We start from the raw sequence: 18,241 nt of genomic DNA, 5'->3' as shown, positions 1-18,241 counted from the left end.
TCAGTGGTCGACAACAAGGAGGAGCACGGGATGGCGAACTACGACCTCGTACTGCACGACGTCGACCTGGTCCGGCCGGGCGTGGCGGACGTCGTGCGCACCTCGATCGGCGTGCGGGACGGGAAGGTCGCCGCGATCTCGCCCGACCTGGGCGCCGGGGACGCCGACGAGGTCGTGGACGGCGGCGGCCGGCTCGCGTTCCCCGGCGTGGTCGACGCCCACCAGCACTGGGGCATCTACAACGAGCTGGGCGCGGACGTGGCCTCGGAGAGCCGGGCGTGCGCCCAGGGCGGCGTGACCACGGCGTTGACCTACATGCGGACCGGGCAGTACTACCTCAACAAGGGCGGCGACTACGCCACGTTCTTCCCCGAGGTGCTGGAGACCGCGCGGGGCCGCGCGCACGTGGACTACGGGTTCCACCTGGCGCCGATGATGCGCGGGCACATCGAGGAGATCCCCGAGCTGGTCGAGGCGTTCGGCGTGCCGTCGTTCAAGGTGTTCATGTTCTACGGCTCGCACGGCCTGCACGGGAAGTCGAAGGACCAGAGCTCGTTCCTGATGATCCCGGAGGGGGAGCGGTACGACTACGCCCACTTCGAGTTCGTGATGCGCGGCATCCAGGCCGCCCGCGAGCGGTTCCCGGAGCTGGCGGACGAGATCTCGTTGTCGCTGCACTGCGAGACCGCGGAGATCATGACCGCCTACACCGAGCTGGTGGAGAAGGAGGGCGTGCTCACCGGGCTGGAGGCGTACTCGGCCTCACGCCCGGCGCACTCCGAGGGCCTGGCCATCTCGATCGCCTCCTACCTCGCGCACGAGACCGGCCTGACCAACATCAACCTGCTGCACCTGAGCTCGCGCAAGGCGGTCGACGCGGCGCTGCGCATGGCGCGCGCGTTCCCGCACATCGACTTCCGGCGGGAGGTGACCATCGGCCACCTGCTGGCCGACTTCCGCACGGCGCACGGCCTGGGCGGCAAGGTCAACCCGCCGCTGCGCGACCGCGACGACGTGGAGGCGCTGTGGGAGTACGTCGCCGACGGCACGATCGACTGGGTGGTCAGCGACCACGCGTGCTGCCGCGACGAGACGAAGTTCGGCGACCCGCGCGAGGACGTGTTCGTCGCCAAGTCCGGCTTCGGCGGGACGGAGTACCTGCTGGCCGGCCTGGTCACCGAGGGCCTGCGGCGCGGCCTGCCGATGCACCGCGTGGCGGAACTGGTGTCGGCGAACCCGGCCCGGCGCTACGGCCTGCGCGCCAAGGGCGACCTCGACGTCGGTTACGACGCGGACATCGCCCTGGTCGACCCCGACCACCCGTGGGTGGTGCGGGCGGAGGACTCGGAGTCGACCCAGGAGTACACGCCGTTCGAGGGCTTCGAGCTGACGGCGCGGGTCACGGACACGTTCCTGCGCGGACGGCGGATCCTCCGGGACGGCGAGGTGGTGGGCGAGCCCGCCGGCCGGTACCTGTCCCGCCCGACGACCTGACCAGCCGCGACGCGCCACCGCACCCGGTCGCGGGGCCACCCCGCCCCGTCGGCCGGGTGCGGTCCCACCCCCGGTTCGGGCACGTCCCGGACGGTGGGGTGGGTGGCCCCGACCGCCCGGGACGTCAAGCGGGTGAGGCGGTGTCCGTGTCGGCGCCGTTGTCGGCGTGGCGCTGGGTGCGGTCGGTCCCGTGCCAGTCCAGGCAGAGCACGGTGGCGTCGTCCTGGAGGTGGTCACCGCAGGCGTGGCGCACCGCCCTGGTCACCGCCCGCACCACCTCCCTGACGTGCAGCCCCCTGGTGTCGCGGATCAGCGCCGGCAGGTCGACGTCGGCGGCGCCGCGTTCGACCATGCCGTCGGTGATCAGCACCAGCCGGTCGCCGGGGCGCAGGTCGAGCCGCTGCACCCGGTACCGGTGCGGCTGGACGCCGAAGAGCAGGTCGATCTCCAGCTCGACCGGTCGCACCACGCCGTCGCGCAGCAGCAGCGGTGGGGGATGACCGGCGTTGACCAGCTCGCACCACCCCCGGTGCAGGTCGACGCGCAGCAGCAGCCCGGTCGCCAGCGATCTCCCGCCGTGGTCCAGCAGGGCCTGGTTGGCCTGTCGCGCCTGCTCGGCCAGGTCGTGGCCGGCCCTGCGGGCGCCGCGCAGCGCGCCGACCAGCAGGGTCGCGGTGAGCGCCGAGATCACGTCGTGGCCGACGGCATCGGTCATCGACAGGTGCAGGGTGTCGCGGTCCAGGGTGTAGTCGTAGGTGTCGCCGCCGATGTCGTCGGCGGGCACCAGGGCGCCGGCGACGGTGAACTGGGCCGCCTCGCAGCAGGACGCCGTGGGCAGCAGCTGGTGCTGGATCTCCGCGGCCAGGCTCATCGGGGTGGTGCGCCGGCCGGAGTGGTAGAGGTCGGTGAAGCGGCGGTCGGCGGCGATGACGTAGGCCAGCGCGTGCGCGGCTCGCCCCAGCTGCGCCAGCACGGCCTCGTCGAGGGACGGCACGGTCACCTCCAGCACGCCGACGCTGTCGCCGCGGTTGGTCACCGGCAGCACCACCCGCACCCCGTCGCCGTCGCCGTCCCGCTCCTGCCACGGCTGCTGGGTGCGCAGCACCTCCTCGTAGGCGCTGCCCCGCAGGTCGACGTTCTCCGCGTCCCACCCGTTCGGGGTCTCCGCCGTCGAGGTCAGCCGCACCAGCTGCTCGTCGATGAGGTCGACCAGCAGGAACGACACGTCGAAGGCGTCGAACCGCTTCGCCAGGTCACGCGCGACCACCTCGACCGAGTCCGCCGGCGGTGCGCTCTCGGCCGCCGCCAGCACGTCACCCGGTTCCAACACCCCACCGCTCACGGCAACCTCCGACGACTGGGGTTCCAGCCAACCACATCGGTCACGCCGTCATCGGCCGAGCCGCCCGGAGCACGCGGCTCGCCGGTGGCGCGGTCCGCCGGGGGTTCAGGACGGGGTGAGCGGCACGGCGTCCAGCAGACCCAGCACGGCCACCTTGCGGCGCACGACCGGTGAGGGAACCAGGCGCAGCGAGCGTCCCGACCGGTCGCACCAGCGGGCCAGCGCCGACAGCGCGTACGCGGCCTCGCTGCACAGCAGCCCGACCCCGGTCAGGTCCACCACCACCGTGGGCGCGTCGGTGTCCAGCACCCGGAAGAAGCCCTCCAGCAGTTCGCCCACCATCGGGTAGGGCACCCCGCCGGTCACCCTCAGCACCACCTCGCCGGTGGCGGTCCCGGCGAGGTCGACGGCACAACGGCGCACTCCGACGTCGGGCACCGCGGTGGTGGTGCTCATTCGGTGGTGCTCATCTGGGGTGGCCCCTTCGCCGGCGCCTGGTTATCGCGACGACGCACGCGGTCGTTACCCGCTGTTCGTCACCCACACGGGTGCTGGTTCGCCGCGTCGGTGAACCAGCGGTGGGACCTGCGCGTCGACCACGGTCGAAGGGGGGAGATCGACCGTATCGTTGGCCATTCCACATCCCCTGGAAAGATCGGCGCGCGGTGCCCGAAAGTCGGTCCGATCATGTGGATACATGCCGATCGGGCCAACTTGCCTGCGCCGATCGGATTTGTTCAAGCCTCCCTGTGCCCTAACTTGTCCGCAGGTCCGACGGCTTTCCGTCCGGCGTGTTAACTTCGAAATGGGGGCACTTTCGTGGGACCTTCGCGCGGTAGATCGTCACAATGTGTCGACCGCGCATCCAGGCTACCTGGAATTATTTCTTCAAGGGGGAATCATGTTGGTCAGGTTGAAATCTTTGGGTTTGGCGATCGTCGCCGTGGCAGTGGCGGCGGCTTTCGTCATCCCCGCCGGTGTCGCTTCGGCGACGGAGCCGGGGAGCGGCCAGGTCGTCGCCGTGCCGCTGACGGAGAATTCGGGCGCGCAAGCCTCGAACACGCGCGGTTCCGGCGGGGAGGTCGGTGCTTCGGGGGCCCTGGGCTGCGCGTACCCGTACGCGTGCCTCTACAACGCGAACCAGGCGAAGGTCGGGCAGTTCCAGGTGGTCACCTCGGGGTGGCAGGCGTTCGGTCGAACGGATGTCTACTACGCGGTGAACACGCGCAACGATGACGTCGTCTACATTCGCTACACCAACGGCAGGGTTGGGTGCCTCGGGTCGGGGAATGCCTCGCTTGTCTGGAACCTGCGGGCCCTGGGTGTTCCGAACGGAATTCGCATCGACAGTTCGTCCGTCTGCTTCCCGTGACAGGAGGGGACAGCGGAACCACAACTGGATGACGCGGCCGGATGCCGGGCCCGATGACCACCGGGTCCGACATCCGGGCCGTTCGCGAACCGGGGTGTCGGTGAACTCCGCACATCACCTCCGGTCGGGGTGGGCGGCCGCTCCTGCCGGGCGTCGGCGTGGCCGTCCCGGAGGCCGTCCCGCGCGGACTGCCGGGCGCAGGTCACGCCCACGGTCTTCGGGCGGGTTCCCGGGGCGTTGCGGTCCTGACTGCGGACTCGGGGCCGGCTCCCGGGGTGGAACGGACGCCGTTCGGCCGGAAAGCCCATTTCGGGCGGCCGAATTCCCGAGTGGTCCAGGGCCGCCCGGATGCGTCCGCGAGGTCGATTGCCGACGCCCATGTGCGGTCATTGCGCGACAGGGGAGGCGGCCGAAAGAGTGAGGACGTTGTCCCAGGTCGGAGCCGGTCTGATAGATTTCCCTGGCGCAATTTCCGGTCAGCGGCACCGGTTTCGGCGGCGTTCGGTTCATTCGTGTCGCGCATCTGCCGGTACTTCGGGGTCCTATTGTTCAGGGGGAGTCGTGTCGGCACGACAGGAGAGACCGCTCAGATCCCGGGTGTTGTCGATGCGCGCCCTCGTGGTGCTCGTGCTGGTGGCGGCGTCCGTCGTGGCGGTGGGCGACGCCCGGCCGAGACCCGTCCACGCGCAGCCCGCCGCGGCGGCGGTGTGCGACGCGCCGGTGGTCAACCAGGTGGCGTGCGAGAACACCAAGCCCGGCGCGTCCGACTGGCAGGTGGCCTACCGCGACCCGTCCATCGTCGGCTTCACCACGGACATCAGCGCGACCCCCGGCAGCCGGGTCGACTTCAAGGTGCAGACCAGCGCGACGTCCTACCGCGTGGACGTCTACCGGCTCGGCTGGTACGGGGGCGCGGGGGCGCGGCTGATCGACTCGGCCTCGCACGGCGGCGGCTCGACCCAGCCCGCGTGCCTGCGCGGCACGGACGGCAGCGCGCTGATCGACTGCGGCAACTGGGCGGTGTCGGCCGGCTGGACCGTGCCGCTCGACGCGGTGTCGGGCATCTACTACGCGCGGCTGCGGCGCGAGGACACCGGCGCGATGAACGAGATCGTGTTCGTGGTGCGCGACGACACCAGCACGTCGAAGATCCTGTTCCAGACCTCCGACTCGACGTGGGTGGCGTACAACCGGTACGGCGGCAACAGCCTGTACTTCGGCGACGGTCCGGGGCAGGGCGGCCAGGCGTACAAGGTGAGCTACAACCGCCCCTACACCGGCGGTGACGGCGAGGAGAACTTCATCTTCAACGCCGAGTACCCGATGCTGCGGTTCCTGGAGCGCAACGGCTACGACCTGAGCTACACCACCGACGTGGACTCGGCGCGCCGCGGGCACCTCATCCAAAACCACCGGGTGTTCATGGCGGTGGGTCACGACGAGTACTGGTCGGAGGAGCAGCGCGCCAACGTCGAGGCCGCCCGGGACGCGGGGGTGCACCTGGCGTTCCTGACCGGCAACGAGGTCTTCTGGAAGACCCGCTGGGAGAAGTCCATTGACTCCTCGCGCACCGACTGGCGCACCCTGGCCTGCTACAAGGAGACCAAGGGCGCGCAGGACGACGGCCTGGACGACTGGACCGGCACCTGGCGCGACCCGCGCCGCAGCCCGCCCCAGGACGGCGGCCGACCGGAGAACGCCCTGCTGGGCAACGCCTTCGCCGTCAACGGCCGTCGCGACGACCGCCTCCAGGTGCCCGCCGCGTACGGGAAGATGCGGCTGTGGCGGCACACCGACCTCCAGGACATGGCCGCCGGCTCCACCCACACGTTCCAGCCGGGCACCCTCGGCTACGAGTGGAACACGGTGCCGGACAACGGGTTCCAGCCCGCCGGCGTGGCGAAGATGTCGTCGACGACCGTGGCCCTGAACGGCGCGTACCTCCTGAAGAACCACGGTGACCTCTACGTCTCGGGGACGGCGACCCACTCGGTCACCTACTACCGGCACCCGAGCGGGTCGCTGGTGTTCGGCGCGGGCACGGTCCAGTGGGCGTGGGGCGTGGACGACGACCACGCCTTCCTGACCAACACCCCCACCTCCGACGTCCGGATGCAGCAGGCCACGGTCAACTTCCTGGCCGACATGGGCGCGCAGCCCGCCACGCTCCAGCCCACCCTCCGGGCGGCCACCGCGAGCACCGACACCGCGCCGCCCGTCGTGGCGCTCACCACCGTGCCCGTCCTCTCCACCGTCGGCGCCGCCCACACCTTCTCCGGCACGGTCGCCGACGCGGCCGGCCAGGTCGCCGGCGTCGAGGTGTCCACCGACGGCGAGTCCTGGCACCCGGCGGTGTGGCAGCCGGGGCGCGGCACGTGGAGCCACACCCACACCCCGGCCAGGTCCGGCCCGGCGAGCCTGCGCGTGCGCGCGGTCGACGACTCGCTCAACCTCTCCGCGCCCGTCACGGCCACGCCCACCACGTCGGCGCGGACCTGCCCGTGCGGCATGTGGACCAACGACGACCGGCCCGCGGAGCTCGAACTCTCCGACGGCACCGCGCTGGAGCTGGGCGTCAAGTGGCGTGCCGACCGGAGCGGCTACGTGCGCGGCGTGCGGTTCTACAAGAGCTCCGGCAACACCGGCAGGCACACCGGCAGCCTGTGGACCCCGACCGGTCAGCGCCTGGCCACCGGCACGTTCACCAACGAGACCGCGAGCGGCTGGCAGACCCTGCTGTTCGCGACCCCGGTGGCGGTCGCGGCGAACACCACCTACGTCGTGTCCTACCTGTCCCCGACCGGCCGCTACTCCACCACCATCGAGTACTTCAGCCACTTCAGCCGTTGGCGGACCCACCTCGAACCGCTCACCGCGCTGCCGAGCGGCGTCGACGGCCCCAACGGCCTGTACCGCTACGGCGCCGGGTTCCCCGACCGGAGCGCGGAGGATGCCCACTACTGGGTGGACGTGGTGTGGGCCTCGACGGCGAGGGGCTGAGCCCGAGCCCCGTTGGCATCGGGGTCGATCACGCCCCACCACCGCTCCGAACGGCAGGTCCATGACCACCGGTGCCGACCTCGGCCAGACCATCGACGCCTTCGTGTCCGCCTTCAACGACCCGGAGCCCGACCTCGACCGGGTCATGTCCTTCTTCGCCGAGGACGCCCGCTACCTGCCCGGTCACGGCCCCGAACTGCGCGGCCTCGCGGCGATCCGGGCGGAGTTCGCGCCGCAGTTCGCCGGCCGCTACGGCGCGATGACCTTCGACGTGTACGACCGGGTGATCGACGAGTCCCGCGGCCGGGCCACGATCCGCTGGGCGTGCCGACTGAACCTGACCGGCGAGCACGGTCGGCGCGCGATCCCGCCGCTGCGGTGGTTCGCCCGCATCCGCCACGGCGGCCGCGTCCAGTGGCACGGCCTGGACGTCTTCCACTTCGATCCCGAGGGGCGGATCACCGGCAAGTTCACCTACGCGACGTTCCGCCTCCCCCTCTGGGAACGGGCGCGTTGACGAATCCGCCGCACCGCCGTGGTCACTTCGTCGTGCGGCGGTTCGTGACCGCACCCGTTCGGACGATAGACGTGAGGACATGACGGACCGACGACGTCGCTGGTGTACGTGCTGGACAGCTCCGGCAGCCTCACCCAGAGGGGGTGGGACGCCGAGGAGCAGGCCGTCGGCGAGTTCCACCGGCAGGTGGCGCAGCAGCCGTATCCGGGGGTGGGCAACGCCGGCCTGGTCGCCCGGGGCCGCGCCCTGCCGGTGGCGGGCATCACGTGGTCGTGCACCAGCCGCAGCTGCTCGCGCATCGTGGCCACCCCGGGCAGGTCCAGGCCGGTGAACGCCTTCACCAGCGCCGCGTCGGTGATGGCGAGGATCAGGTGGTCGACCCCGGCCGGTGCGATCTCGGACCTGATCTTCGCCACGCACTCCTGCGGTGTGCCGGCCACCGACAGCCTGCCCGCCAGCTCGGGCGGGGTCAGCTCGAACGCCCGGTCGACCCGGCCTTCGCCCACGGCGGCGATGATGTCGGTCAGCGACGCGGGGTCCACCCCGTTGCGGGCCAGCCGCTCCGCCGGCATCGACGAGGCGTACAACCCGACCACCGCCCTGGCGGCGTCCTTCGCGGCGCGTCCGTCCGGCCCCGTCGCGAACACGACCCACGCGCCCAGGTCCGGGGTGGACACGTCGCGGCCGGCGCGCTCGGCCCCGATCCGCACGTTCTCGACCACGTACTCGTACGCCGACCTGGTGTAGCTCAGCGCGTGGTGCACCCCGCCGGCCACTTCGCCCGCCACCTGGAACGACTTCGGCCCGCGCATCGCGCCGAGCTTGACCGGGACGTGCCGCTGGACCGGCCGGGCGAAGGTGAACAGGCCGCGGTAGCGGTAGAACTCGCCCTCGTGGTCGATCGCGCCCTCGTCGAGCAGGATGCGCAGCACGTGGTGCGCCTCCTTGAGCCGGGACAGCGGCTTCGTCTTCGCCCAGTCGATGCCGTACTGGGCGAGCAGCCCGAAGTCCCCGAGCCCAGCACGCACTCGGCACGGCCACCGGTGAGCTCGTCGAGGGTGGCGGTGGCCTGGGCGATCAGCGACGGCTCCCGCAGCGTCACCGAGGACAGGCTCGGGCCGAACCGGATGTCCTTCGTCTTGTCCGCCGCGGCGGCGAACAGCAACCAGAGGTCCTTGTGCCACGTCTCGTCCGCCGCGTAGCAGGCGTGGAACCCCAGCGCGTCGGCGAGCTTGATGGACTCGGTGGTGTCGTCGAGCGGGTAGTCGGGCAGCAGTACGAAGCTGAATCGCGTGCGACGCCTTTCCGGAACGCCAGGAGAGGGCTCAACCGCGTTCACGCCCGGTGCCGGTGCGGCACGGGGCGGGGCACCGGGCCGACCACCGCGCCCCTCGGGATTTCCCGCCCGTACCGCCGGGGAAGTCTTCCACGAGGGTTCAACGCCTCTCCAGCCTCATCCGCCTTTCTCACACCAACGGGCCACGTCGGGCACGCGACGTGGCCCGTCGACCGCACCGTTGGTGCGTCATGGGCGTGCCTTCGGGTCAGGGCAGGTGAGCCCCGGGGACGACCGCTCCACGGGCGCGCGACCCGTCCTGCTCCCCGTGGCCGAGATCCCCGCCGGGGATCCTGCCGAACAGGTGCGCGGCGGGGGCGTCCGGGTCGTCGCCGTAGAAGAACTCCGCGAGCGCCCGGTGGAACTCGGCGCGGTTCAGCCCGCCCGAGCCGTCCAGGTCCAACGCGTCGAAGACCGCCGCGCAGTCCTCCGGGGTCACGTTGCCCGCCAGGCCGAAGATCTCCCCGAACTCCTCCCGGTCCAGCCGGTCGTCGCCGTCGAGGTCGACCAGGTCGAAGTAGCAGTCGCCCACCGGCCCGACCTGCCGCGGGTACAGGGCGGGATCGGCCAGCGCCCGCCGGAACCCCTCGGTCATCTCCCGCAGGTCGACCTCCCCGTCACCGTCCTGGTCCATCGGCGCTATCACGGTGGCCCAGAACGCGTCCAACCCCTCGGTCAGCCGGCGGGCGGCCTCGGACCCCGGCGCCGCGCCGCGGGCCGCGAGGTACCGCTCGCCCATCAACCGGACGTCCTGGCGGGTGATCACCCCGTTGCCGTCGACATCCGCGCCCTTGAACCACTGGCGGTACTTGAGATCCCGGATTTCGGTCATGGCCACGCAGCGTAGTCAAGTGACCGCCGAATATCCGGGGCGACGCGACCACCGGGGGGCGGATCACTCGTTCGAGTGATCCGCCGTGGTCCGCGTCAACCGGGCGGCACGAGGTCCGGTGGCGCGAAGGCGAGCACCTCGGGAAGGGGACCGTCGTAGGGCTCGACGTCGACCAGCGCGCTGAGGGCACTCGGTCCCTGGGACAGGCTCGAACACGGTCGATCCGCCGTGAGGGCGTTCGGGTTGCCGTGGCGGTCCAGCGTTCCGCCCAGGCCGGGCTGGACCGGGTCCCACCACGCTCCCGTGGACAGCTGCACGACGCCCGGCATGACGTCGTCCGACAGGACCGCGCCCGCGAGGCAGCTGCCCCGGTCGTTGTGGACGCGCACGACCGTGCCGCTCTCGATGCCGCGTGCCGCGGCGTCCGACGGGTTCATCGTCAAGGGCTCACGACCGCGGATCTTCGAGCCGAGGCTGTGGCCGCCGTTGTCGTACTGGCTGTGCAGGCGTGAGGCGGGCTGGTTCGAGATCAGGTGCAGCGGGAACCGGTTCGACAGGTCGGCGCGGAGCCACTCGGCCGGTTCGAACCACTTCGGGTGCCCGGCGCAGTTCTCGTAGCCGAACGAGTCGATCTCCTCGGAGAAGATCTCGATCCGGCCCGAGGGCGTCGACAGGGGGAAGCGCCGCGGGTCCGAGCGGAGGTCCTCGAAACTGCCGGGGAACGGTCCGGTCACCGCCGGCAGCTCAGCGGTGGAGCTCCGCCAGAAGTCGTCGAAGTCCGGCAAGGCGCTGTCGCCACCGAGCCCGGCCCTCGTCTGCTCGTAGAGGTGCCGGACCCACTCGATCTCGGAGCGCGACTCCGTGAACTCCCGCTCGAACCCGAGCCGGGAGGCCAGGGCGGCGAAGATGTGGTGGTCGGTGCGCGACTCGCCCGCCGGTTCGCGGACCTTCGGCATCGCGACGAGGTGGGGGTCCGAGAACCCGGCGGCGAAGTCGTCGCGCTCCAGGCCGGTGGCGACGGGGAGGACGATGTCCGCGAACTTGGCCGTCGTGTTCCACCAGGCTTCGTGGACCACCACCGTGTCGGGGGTCTGCCAGGCGCGGGCCAACCGGTGGAGGTCCTGGTGGTGGTGGAACGGGTTCCCCCCGCACCAGTAGACGAGGCGGAGCTCGGGCAACGTGAGGCGCCCGCCGTCGTAGTCGATGACCTCGCCCGGGTGCAGCAGGGTGTCGGCGATCCTCGCGACGGGGATGAAGTCCGGAACCGGGTTGGGGACCTCCGGTAACGCCGCCACTGAGGCGCGGCCCTCGGCGACGCCCGTCCCGTCCATCGTCGCGTAACCCGCGCCCCACCCGCAGCCGGGCCGACCCATCGAGCCCGCCATGGCGGCCAGCACGACGGACATCCAGATCGGTTGTTCGCCGTGGTCCGCCCGCTGCACCGCGTAGTTGACCATGATGAGTGACCGCCGGGTGGTGAGGCGGCGGGCGAGGTCGGTGATCGCGTCGCGACCGATGCCCGTGATCTTCGCGGCCCAGTCGGCGTCCTTCCGGATGCCGTCGAGCTCGCCCACCAGGTAGGAGGCGAAGCGGTCGAACCCGACGCAGCACCGGCGCAGGAAGTCCTCGTCGTGCCACCCGTTGACCAGCATCGTGTGGGCGATGCCGAGCATCGCGGCGGTGTCGGTGTTGGGGACGACGGGCAGCCACTCGGCGTCGAGGAAGTCGGCGACGTCGTTGCGGATGGGGCTGATGTTCACGAACCGCACCCCGGCCTCACGGCACCGGCGTTGCAGGTCCCTCGTCCGGTGCCTGGCCAGCCCACCGGGGTTGATCTGGCTGTTCTTGAGGGCCAGCCCCCCGAACGCCACCACGAGCTCGCAGTGCTCGGCTATCGCGTCCCACATCGGCATCCGGCTCTGGTAGCTCCACGGGTGACCGCCGATCACGTGGGGGAGGACGACCTCCAGGGCGGCGGTGCTGTAGGTGTTGCGGGAGTCGGTGTACCCGCCGTCCAGCGCCAGGAACCGGTGGAGCTGTTCCTGCGCGTTGTGGAACCTGCCCGCACTGGCCCAACCGTAGGACCCGCCGAACACCGCGCTGTCCCCGTGCTGCGAACGAACGCGACGGAGTTCATCGCTCACCAGCGTGATCGCGTGGTCCCAGCTCACCTCCACGAAGGCGTCCGAGCCCCTGGCCGTGCCGTGGGCGCGGGGCTCGCCGTTCAGCCAACCCCTGCGCACCGCGGGGCGCAGCACGCGAGCGCTGTCGTCGGCGGCTGTCACCATCCCGGGGCCGATGGGCGAGGGCGCGGGGTCGTCGTGCCTCGGCTCGATCCGCACCAACCGGCCTGAATCGACCACCGCGACGAAACTGCCCCAGTGCGTCGCAACCGACACGCGTCGTTCCACCACGCATCAACTCCACCTCTGAAGGATTCGACCTCGGACAACGGGTACCCGCGCCGCCGTGGGTGAGGTGTCGCGACGGGGCCCGTCGCCGACGCCGCCCGACTCGCGGGAAGGAGCCGGTGCCCGGCTGCGCGAGCCGGGAGGCCCCACGCGGGAGTCGCTCATCAGCGGAGTCTCCGTCCCGCCCTCCGGCGTGCCACGCGGTGCGGCTCTCGGCCGGCGACGTGGCACCCACGGTAGCCCCGTCCGGGCGCACCTCGCCGCGGACCGGGGACGAGCCGGGGCACCTCTCCACCACGCCCCGGCAACCGTCCGGTTCGACGGGGAGCACGTCCACCGGGTCCCGACCGGCGAACGAGGTGAACGACGCGGCGGCGTCCGACAACCGCGCCAGGTCGGCGGGCCCCGCACCGGCGCGGCCTCGGCGGCGCACGGACGTGTCCGCCTCGTCGGGGTTGCTGCGGAAGGGTTGCTGCGGAAGGGTGGTGTGGAGGGTGGATGAATGCTCCGTTCGGGTGAAACGGGGCGGAATCGTTCAAGTCGGTCGAGGTGCCTGCCGATGCGGTGGAGGAGAAGCGCCGGACCTGCCGCAGCCCGGTGGGGAGGCCGAGGTCCGCGGCCGGTGCCTATGCGGGGCTCTCGGCAACGGCGAGGTGGCGGGCGGAGGCCACGTCCGGGCAGCCCGCCAGGCGCAGCGCCGTCTCGAACTCGGCCCGCAGCACGTCCAGCACCGCCGTCACGCCCCGCTCACCGCCCGCCGCGAGCCCCCACAGCACGGGCCTGCCGACCAGGACCGCCGCGGCCCCGAGCGCCAACGCCCGCAGGACGTCCACCCCGCTGCGGACCCCGCTGTCCAGCAGCACCGGGCACCGCCCGCCCACCGCGGCGACGACCTCCGGCAGCGCGACCGCGCTCGGCACCGCACCGTCCAACTGCCGCCCACCGTGGTTGGACACCACCACACCCCGCACCCCGAGGTCGACGGCCCGCGCCGCGTCCCGCGCGTCGAGCACCCCCTTGACCACCAGCGGCAGGTTCGTGTGCGCCCGTATCCACTCCAGGTCGCGCCAGCTCAACGACGGGTCGAACACCGCACTGGTGTGCCGGGCGATCGCCGAGTCGCCGGGCACCCGTTCGCCGACCTCGCCGTCGGTGTTCACCGGCTTGACCCACGACGGCAGCGCGAACCCGTTGCGCAGGTCCCGCAGCCGCCGCCCGAGCACCGGCACGTCGACCGTCAGCACCACCGCGGCGCACCCCGCCTCCTCGGCACGGCGCAGCAGCTTCACCACCACCTCGCGGTCGCGCAGCCAGTACAGCTGGAACCACGTCGTGCCGCCCACCGCGGCCACGTCCTCGATCGGGTCGGAGCTGAGCGTGCTCACGACGTACGGCACACCGGCCGCCGCCGCGGCGGCCGCGGCCGCCCGCTCGCCACCGTCGTGGACCAGCCGCTGGTAGGCCATCGGGGCCACGGCCAGCGGCAGCGCCGACGGGACGCCGAACAGCTCGCAGCCCGTGTCGCAGGCCGAGACGTCCACCAGTGCCCGCGGCACGACCGCGACCCGGTCCAGCGCGGCCCGGTTCGCGGCGAGCGTGACCTCCTCACCGCTGCCGCCCGCGATGTAGTCCCACACGTCCGGCGCCGACCGCTCGGCGGCCAACCGCTCGACATCGGCCGTCGACCACACCTCACGCATACGCCGCCGCCTGCATCGAGTAGAGCTCGGCGTACAGGCCGTTCGCGGCCATGAGCTGCTCGTGCGAACCGTGTTCCCGGACGTGCCCGTCGGCCACCACCACGATGAGGTCGGCCATGCGCACGGTGGAGAAGCGGTGCGAGACGAGCAGGGTGATCGCGCCGGTGCGCCTGCCGACCTGTCGCGCACTGGCCGCGTACCGCTCGAACAGCCGGTGCTCGGCCTGCGCGTCGAGCGCCGAGGTCGGCTCGTCGAGGACGAGCAGCAACGGTTCCCCGCGCATCATGGCCCGGCCGAGGGCGAGTTTCTGCCACTGCCCGCCGGACAGCTCCGCGCCGTCGGCGTAGGTCTTGCCGAGCCGGGTCTCGATACCGTCCTCCAGGCGGTCCAGGACGTCTTCGGCGCGGGCCCGGCGCAGGGCGCCGTGCACGGCGTCGGCCGATTCGACCTCGGCCAGCTCGCCGACACCGACGGTCTCGCGGGCGAGCAGCTCGAAGCGGGCGAAGTCCTGGAACCCGACGGTGATCCGGCGGCGCCAGGCGTCCACGGGGAAGCGGGTGAAGTCCGTGCCGTCCAGCGCGACCGTGCCGGTGGTGACCGGGTAGAACCGGCACAGCAGCTTGATCAGGGTGGTCTTCCCGGCGCCGTTCTCACCGACGAACGCGACCGTGCCGCCCGCGGGCAGGGTGAGGTCGACGTCGGCGATGACCGGCCGGTCGGTGCCCGGGTAGGTGAAGGACACGCCGCGCAGCTCGATGCCGTCCCGGATGCGCCGGGGCACGTCCCGGTCGGGCGGTGGCGGCGCCTGGCCCGCCACCAGCGCCCGGACCCAGCGCAGGTTGCCCATGACCCGCCCGGTGCGCTGCATCTCCTGCAACGTGGCCACGGACGAGGTCACCTGGAGGTTCACCTGGGACGCCAGGGTCAGCACGAGCAGGACGTCACCCACGCCGCGGCGGCCGGCCACCGCGTCGCGCAGCACCAGCAGCGTGCCCAGCACGTAGGCCACGGCGAAGAACAGCTCACCGCCGGTGCGCAGCACCACGGCCCGGCGCTCACCGCGCCACAGCTGTGCCGACGCGTCGTCCCAGGCCCGGCGCTGGCGCGAGCGCAGCTCCGACTTCAGCCCGCTGACGCGCAGCTCCTTGGCCGACGCCGCGTTCGCCACGAGCCCGAAGAGGTGCTTGGCGTGCCGGGACGGCAGTGCCGAACGCTCGCGCGCGCCGTTGACGATCGACTCGGCCCGCCGCCCGAGCAGCAACGGCGGCACGGCCGCGAGGGGCAGCAGCAACAGCAGCGGGTTGAGCCGGGCCAGCAGGACTGCGGTGATCGAGATGGCCACCAGCAGGCCCAGGCTGTTCAGCAGGCCCTCCATCGAACCCCACCCGGCCCGGTGCAGTTCCTGGCGCAGCACCTGGAGCTTGTCGGCGTACTCGGGCCGCTCGTGGTGCTCCAGCCCGGCCGAGCCGTTGGTCATCTCGATCAGCTCGCGCTCCAGGCGCGGCACCGCGCGGTCGCCGAGCTCGAAGTAGAAGATGTGGGCGAAGTGCCCGGCGGTCAGCGCGGCGATCACCGCGACCACGACCAGCACCGCCGCGGTGGTCGCCCCCCGGACGTCCCCGGCCAGCGCCGCGTCGGTCAGCGCGGCCAGCGCGGGCGCGGCCAGCGGCATCGCCGACGCCTGGGCGATCATGAGCACGACGGCGAGCACCAACCGGTACCGGCTCTCCTGCCAGGCGATGACGAGCAGCTCCCAGCCACCGCGGACGACCTCGATCACCGGCTGACCCCCTCCGCCACCGCGGCCGTGTCCTCGGTGTCGTCGTCCTCGGCTTCGTCGTCCTCGGCGTCCAACCCCCGGGCGAACCGCTTCGCCTGGAGGGTGAACAGGCGCGCGTAGTGGCCGCCCGCCGCGATCAGCTCGTCGTGCGAACCCCGCTCCACCACGTGCCCGCCGTCCACCACCACGATGTGGTCGGCCCGCCGGACGCTGGAGAACCGGTGCGAGATCAGCAGCGAGGTCACCCCGCGGGTCAGCTCCACGAACCGGTCGAAGAACGCCACCTCGGCGCGGACGTCCAGCGCCGCGGTGGGCTCGTCCAGCACCAGGACGGTGGCGCCCGCCTCCAGCGCGTAGAACGCCCGCGCGATGGCGATCCGCTGCCACTGGCCGCCGGACAGGTCCGTCCCGCCGGGGTAGGCCCGCGAGAGCGGCGTGTCCAGGCCGTCGGGCAGGGCGAGCAGCGCTTCGGCGATCCCGGCGCGTTCGGCGGCGCGCAGCACCACCGCGCGGTCGACCGGCACGTGCGCCGCGCCCAGCGCGATGTTCTCCGCCGCGGTCAGCTCGTAGCGCACGAAGTCCTGGAAGATCACGCCGACCTGGCGCCGCCAGAGCACCGGGTCGAACTCCGCGATGTCCACGCCGTCGGCGCGCACCGCGCCCGACGTCGGCTCGTACAGCCGCGCCAGCAGCTTCACCAGCGTGGTCTTGCCCGCGCCGTTGACGCCGACCACGGCCGTGCACCGCCCGGCGGGCAGGACCAGCTCGATGCCGTCGAGCACGGTGCGGTCCGAGTCGGGGTAGTGGAAGCCGACGCGGTCGAACGCGAGCGACGCGGCCGGCGTGCCCGGGGGAACCCCGGCCCTGCCCGGCGTGGGCTGCCCCTCGTCCAGCTCGTCCAGCCGGTCGCGCAACCGTTGCAGGGCCGTCAGCGACAGCATCGCGTACTGGGTGCTGGTGTCCGCCTCGGGGTAGTAGCCGCCCAGCGAGATCGCCAGCACGATCGCCTGCACCCCGAGCGCCAACGCGGTCAGGCTCACCCGCCCGGTCGCGGCGAGCTGGGCGGCGTACACCATCGCGCCGCCCGCGAGCAGCAGGCCCAGCAGCGTCAGCACCAGGTACGGGGTCAGGTAGACGCGGCGGCGTGCCCGTTCGAAGGTGTTGCGCACGGTCTCCCACACGGCCGCGTAGCGATCCGCGAGCCAGCCGGTGAGGCCGAACACCCGGATCTCCTTCGCCGCCACGTCGGTCATCGTGAGTTCGTGGAGGTAGCCGATCTCGCGCATCCTGCCGATGAGGTCGCGCCCCACCCGCGAGTACTTGCGCAACCCGCCGCGCTGCCCGTAGCGGAACGCCAGCACCGCCGCGCCGACCCCGAGCGCCGAGGGCCACCCGATCGCCAGCCCGATGGCCACCACCAGCGCCACCAGGCGGGTGTAGCGGGCGACCAGCGCCACCATGCCGAAGCACGCCTGCCCCGGTGTGCCCCAGTCGCGGTCGAAGGCGCGCACGGCCTCGTTCAGCTCGTCCAGCGTGCGCTGGTCCTCCAACGGCCCGATGCCGACCGGGCGCAGCATCAACGCCATCGCGTCGTCCCGCAGCGCGCTGTCCACCCGTCGCCGCAGCTGCTGGCCCAGGGCGTTGCCCACGGGGGTGAGGACCTGGGTGAGCAGGAACGCGGCGGCGGCGAGCAGGAAGATCGAGGTCAGCCGGTCCCACGCCGCGCTGCCGACCCCGCCGCCGACCGCGGCGGGCACCTCGCCGACCAGGGTGCTCGTCGCGACCACGAAGGCCACCGGCAACAGGCCGAGCACGAGGTTGAGCACGGCCAGGAACACGACCAGGCCCACGCCCCCGGACGGCAGCAACCGCGCGATCCGCAACCGCGGCCGCACCGCCTCCTCCACCCAGTTCGCCCACGTGGCGCGCAACCCGGCCGTCGCGGACCCCGCCGAGGGAGGTGTTCCGGTCGTCATGGCGCTCCCGCGGGTCCTCCGGTGGTGCGGTTCGTCGACCGACCGCTCGTCGAATTGACCGCGGGCGCATTGCCGCGGTTTTCGTGATGTCGGGTGGACGCCAATCCTCAATCGGCCGGCCGGGCGTCCCAGGGCATCCAAGCACAGGGGCGCGAGCACCTTCAACAAGGTGATTTCGTGAATCCGCACGATTTTTTCGCGCCACTCGTCGGACGTTGCTCCGGTCGGTCCAGCGGCCTGCCGCCACGGCCCTGGCACGACGGCGTGAGCGCTGGGTGCCGGGTATTTCCCGTAAGTTTTTCGGCCGCGACGAACGAATTCTTCCGGGAGCCCCCGTCGGCCGTGCCTGCCGAAGATCGTGCGGCCGAACGTGCCGATGAGCCGTAGTGCCGGGACGAAGTCCCCTCCCCGGCGTCGTCGCGAAAGGCTACGGTCGTCGCGCGACAGGCGGCGTGCGGGCGGATGGGATGAGGTGGAGGCG

General features: G+C 72.1%; 12 protein-coding genes and 1 pseudogene. 4 read left to right on the top strand and 9 right to left on the bottom strand.

Features of this window, described 5'->3' with window-relative positions; all coding sequences use genetic code 11:
• Positions 1 to 3 precede the first annotated feature (3 nt).
• A complete protein-coding gene (locus tag ACFP3R_RS12465; RefSeq protein WP_380635707.1) occupies positions 4 to 1,494 on the top strand; it encodes a dihydroorotase in 1,491 nt (496 codons plus the stop codon).
• A gap of 124 nt (positions 1,495 to 1,618) precedes the next feature.
• Here ACFP3R_RS12465 and ACFP3R_RS12460 read toward each other — a convergent pair whose 3' ends face one another.
• Positions 1,619 to 2,836 (bottom strand): PP2C family protein-serine/threonine phosphatase, encoded by a 1,218-nt coding sequence (locus ACFP3R_RS12460; RefSeq protein ID WP_380635705.1) that lies wholly within the window; start codon positions 2,834 to 2,836, stop codon positions 1,619 to 1,621.
• A gap of 105 nt (positions 2,837 to 2,941) precedes the next feature.
• Entirely contained in the window at positions 2,942 to 3,292 is a 351-nt protein-coding gene (locus ACFP3R_RS12455; protein WP_380635704.1) for an STAS domain-containing protein, read from the bottom strand.
• Positions 3,293 to 3,737: 445 nt separating this feature from the next.
• On the opposite strand from ACFP3R_RS12455, the gene ACFP3R_RS12450 reads away from it, so the two are divergent.
• The 3 genes from ACFP3R_RS12450 to ACFP3R_RS12440 all read left to right on the top strand — a co-directional run bounded on the left by ACFP3R_RS12450 (position 3,738) and on the right by ACFP3R_RS12440 (position 7,725).
• Complete coding sequence (locus ACFP3R_RS12450) at positions 3,738 to 4,208, top strand: hypothetical protein (RefSeq protein ID WP_380635702.1); 471 nt, start codon at positions 3,738 to 3,740, stop codon at positions 4,206 to 4,208.
• A gap of 606 nt (positions 4,209 to 4,814) precedes the next feature.
• Positions 4,815 to 7,208, top strand: a complete 2,394-nt coding sequence (locus ACFP3R_RS12445; protein ID WP_380635701.1) for a N,N-dimethylformamidase beta subunit family domain-containing protein — start codon at positions 4,815 to 4,817, stop codon at positions 7,206 to 7,208.
• A 61-nt stretch (positions 7,209 to 7,269) separates the two neighbouring features.
• The gene (locus ACFP3R_RS12440; protein ID WP_380635700.1) at positions 7,270 to 7,725 is read left to right on the top strand and encodes a YybH family protein; all 456 of its coding nucleotides are present in this window, start codon (positions 7,270 to 7,272) and stop codon (positions 7,723 to 7,725) included.
• Here ACFP3R_RS12440 and ACFP3R_RS12435 read toward each other — a convergent pair.
• The 7 genes and pseudogenes from ACFP3R_RS12435 to ACFP3R_RS12405 form a co-directional block, all read right to left on the bottom strand.
• Complete coding sequence (locus ACFP3R_RS12435) at positions 7,683 to 8,753, bottom strand: LLM class flavin-dependent oxidoreductase (protein ID WP_380635699.1); 1,071 nt, start codon at positions 8,751 to 8,753, stop codon at positions 7,683 to 7,685. The genes ACFP3R_RS12440 and ACFP3R_RS12435 overlap by 43 nt on opposite strands.
• 38 nt (positions 8,754 to 8,791) lie before the next feature.
• A pseudogene (locus ACFP3R_RS12430) lies at positions 8,792 to 9,064 on the bottom strand (LLM class flavin-dependent oxidoreductase); the annotation flags it as partial.
• A gap of 205 nt (positions 9,065 to 9,269) precedes the next feature.
• Positions 9,270 to 9,893 (bottom strand): EF-hand domain-containing protein, encoded by a 624-nt coding sequence (locus ACFP3R_RS12425; RefSeq protein WP_380635697.1) that lies wholly within the window; start codon positions 9,891 to 9,893, stop codon positions 9,270 to 9,272.
• A 95-nt stretch (positions 9,894 to 9,988) separates the two neighbouring features.
• Entirely contained in the window at positions 9,989 to 12,292 is a 2,304-nt protein-coding gene (locus ACFP3R_RS12420; RefSeq protein WP_380635696.1) for a molybdopterin-dependent oxidoreductase, read from the bottom strand.
• 638 nt (positions 12,293 to 12,930) lie between these two features.
• Positions 12,931 to 14,004, bottom strand: coding sequence for an alpha-hydroxy acid oxidase (locus tag ACFP3R_RS12415; protein ID WP_380635695.1), 1,074 nt, complete (start codon positions 14,002 to 14,004; stop codon positions 12,931 to 12,933).
• Positions 13,997 to 15,784 (bottom strand): ABC transporter ATP-binding protein, encoded by a 1,788-nt coding sequence (locus ACFP3R_RS12410; RefSeq protein ID WP_380635694.1) that lies wholly within the window; start codon positions 15,782 to 15,784, stop codon positions 13,997 to 13,999. The genes ACFP3R_RS12415 and ACFP3R_RS12410 overlap by 8 nt, the downstream gene beginning before the upstream one ends.
• Positions 15,781 to 17,760, bottom strand: a complete 1,980-nt coding sequence (locus ACFP3R_RS12405) for an ABC transporter ATP-binding protein (RefSeq protein ID WP_380635692.1) — start codon at positions 17,758 to 17,760, stop codon at positions 15,781 to 15,783. Before ACFP3R_RS12405 ends, ACFP3R_RS12410 begins: the two co-directional genes overlap by 4 nt.
• Positions 17,761 to 18,241: the final 481 nt, after the last annotated feature.

Source organism: Saccharothrix lopnurensis, from assembly GCF_042658445.1.
Taxonomy (GTDB): Bacteria; Actinomycetota; Actinomycetes; order Mycobacteriales; family Pseudonocardiaceae; genus Actinosynnema; species Actinosynnema lopnurensis.
Note: the sequence above shows the minus strand (reverse complement) of the source record. Positions and strands in the feature narration are given on the sequence as shown.

Bases quoted from the DNA above. Each gene is read 5' to 3' on its own strand.
- ACFP3R_RS12455 (WP_380635704.1), bottom strand. From the start codon at position 3,292: ATGAGCACCACCACCGCGGTGCCCGACGTCGGAGTGCGCCGTTGTGCC.
- ACFP3R_RS12450 (WP_380635702.1), top strand. From the start codon at position 3,738: ATGTTGGTCAGGTTGAAATCTTTGGGTTTGGCGATCGTCGCCGTGGCA.
- ACFP3R_RS12445 (WP_380635701.1), top strand. From the start codon at position 4,815: ATGCGCGCCCTCGTGGTGCTCGTGCTGGTGGCGGCGTCCGTCGTGGCG.
- ACFP3R_RS12440 (WP_380635700.1), top strand. From the start codon at position 7,270: ATGACCACCGGTGCCGACCTCGGCCAGACCATCGACGCCTTCGTGTCC.
- ACFP3R_RS12425 (WP_380635697.1), bottom strand. From the start codon at position 9,893: ATGACCGAAATCCGGGATCTCAAGTACCGCCAGTGGTTCAAGGGCGCG.
- ACFP3R_RS12415 (WP_380635695.1), bottom strand. From the start codon at position 14,004: ATGCGTGAGGTGTGGTCGACGGCCGATGTCGAGCGGTTGGCCGCCGAG.
- ACFP3R_RS12405 (WP_380635692.1), bottom strand. From the start codon at position 17,760: ATGACGACCGGAACACCTCCCTCGGCGGGGTCCGCGACGGCCGGGTTG.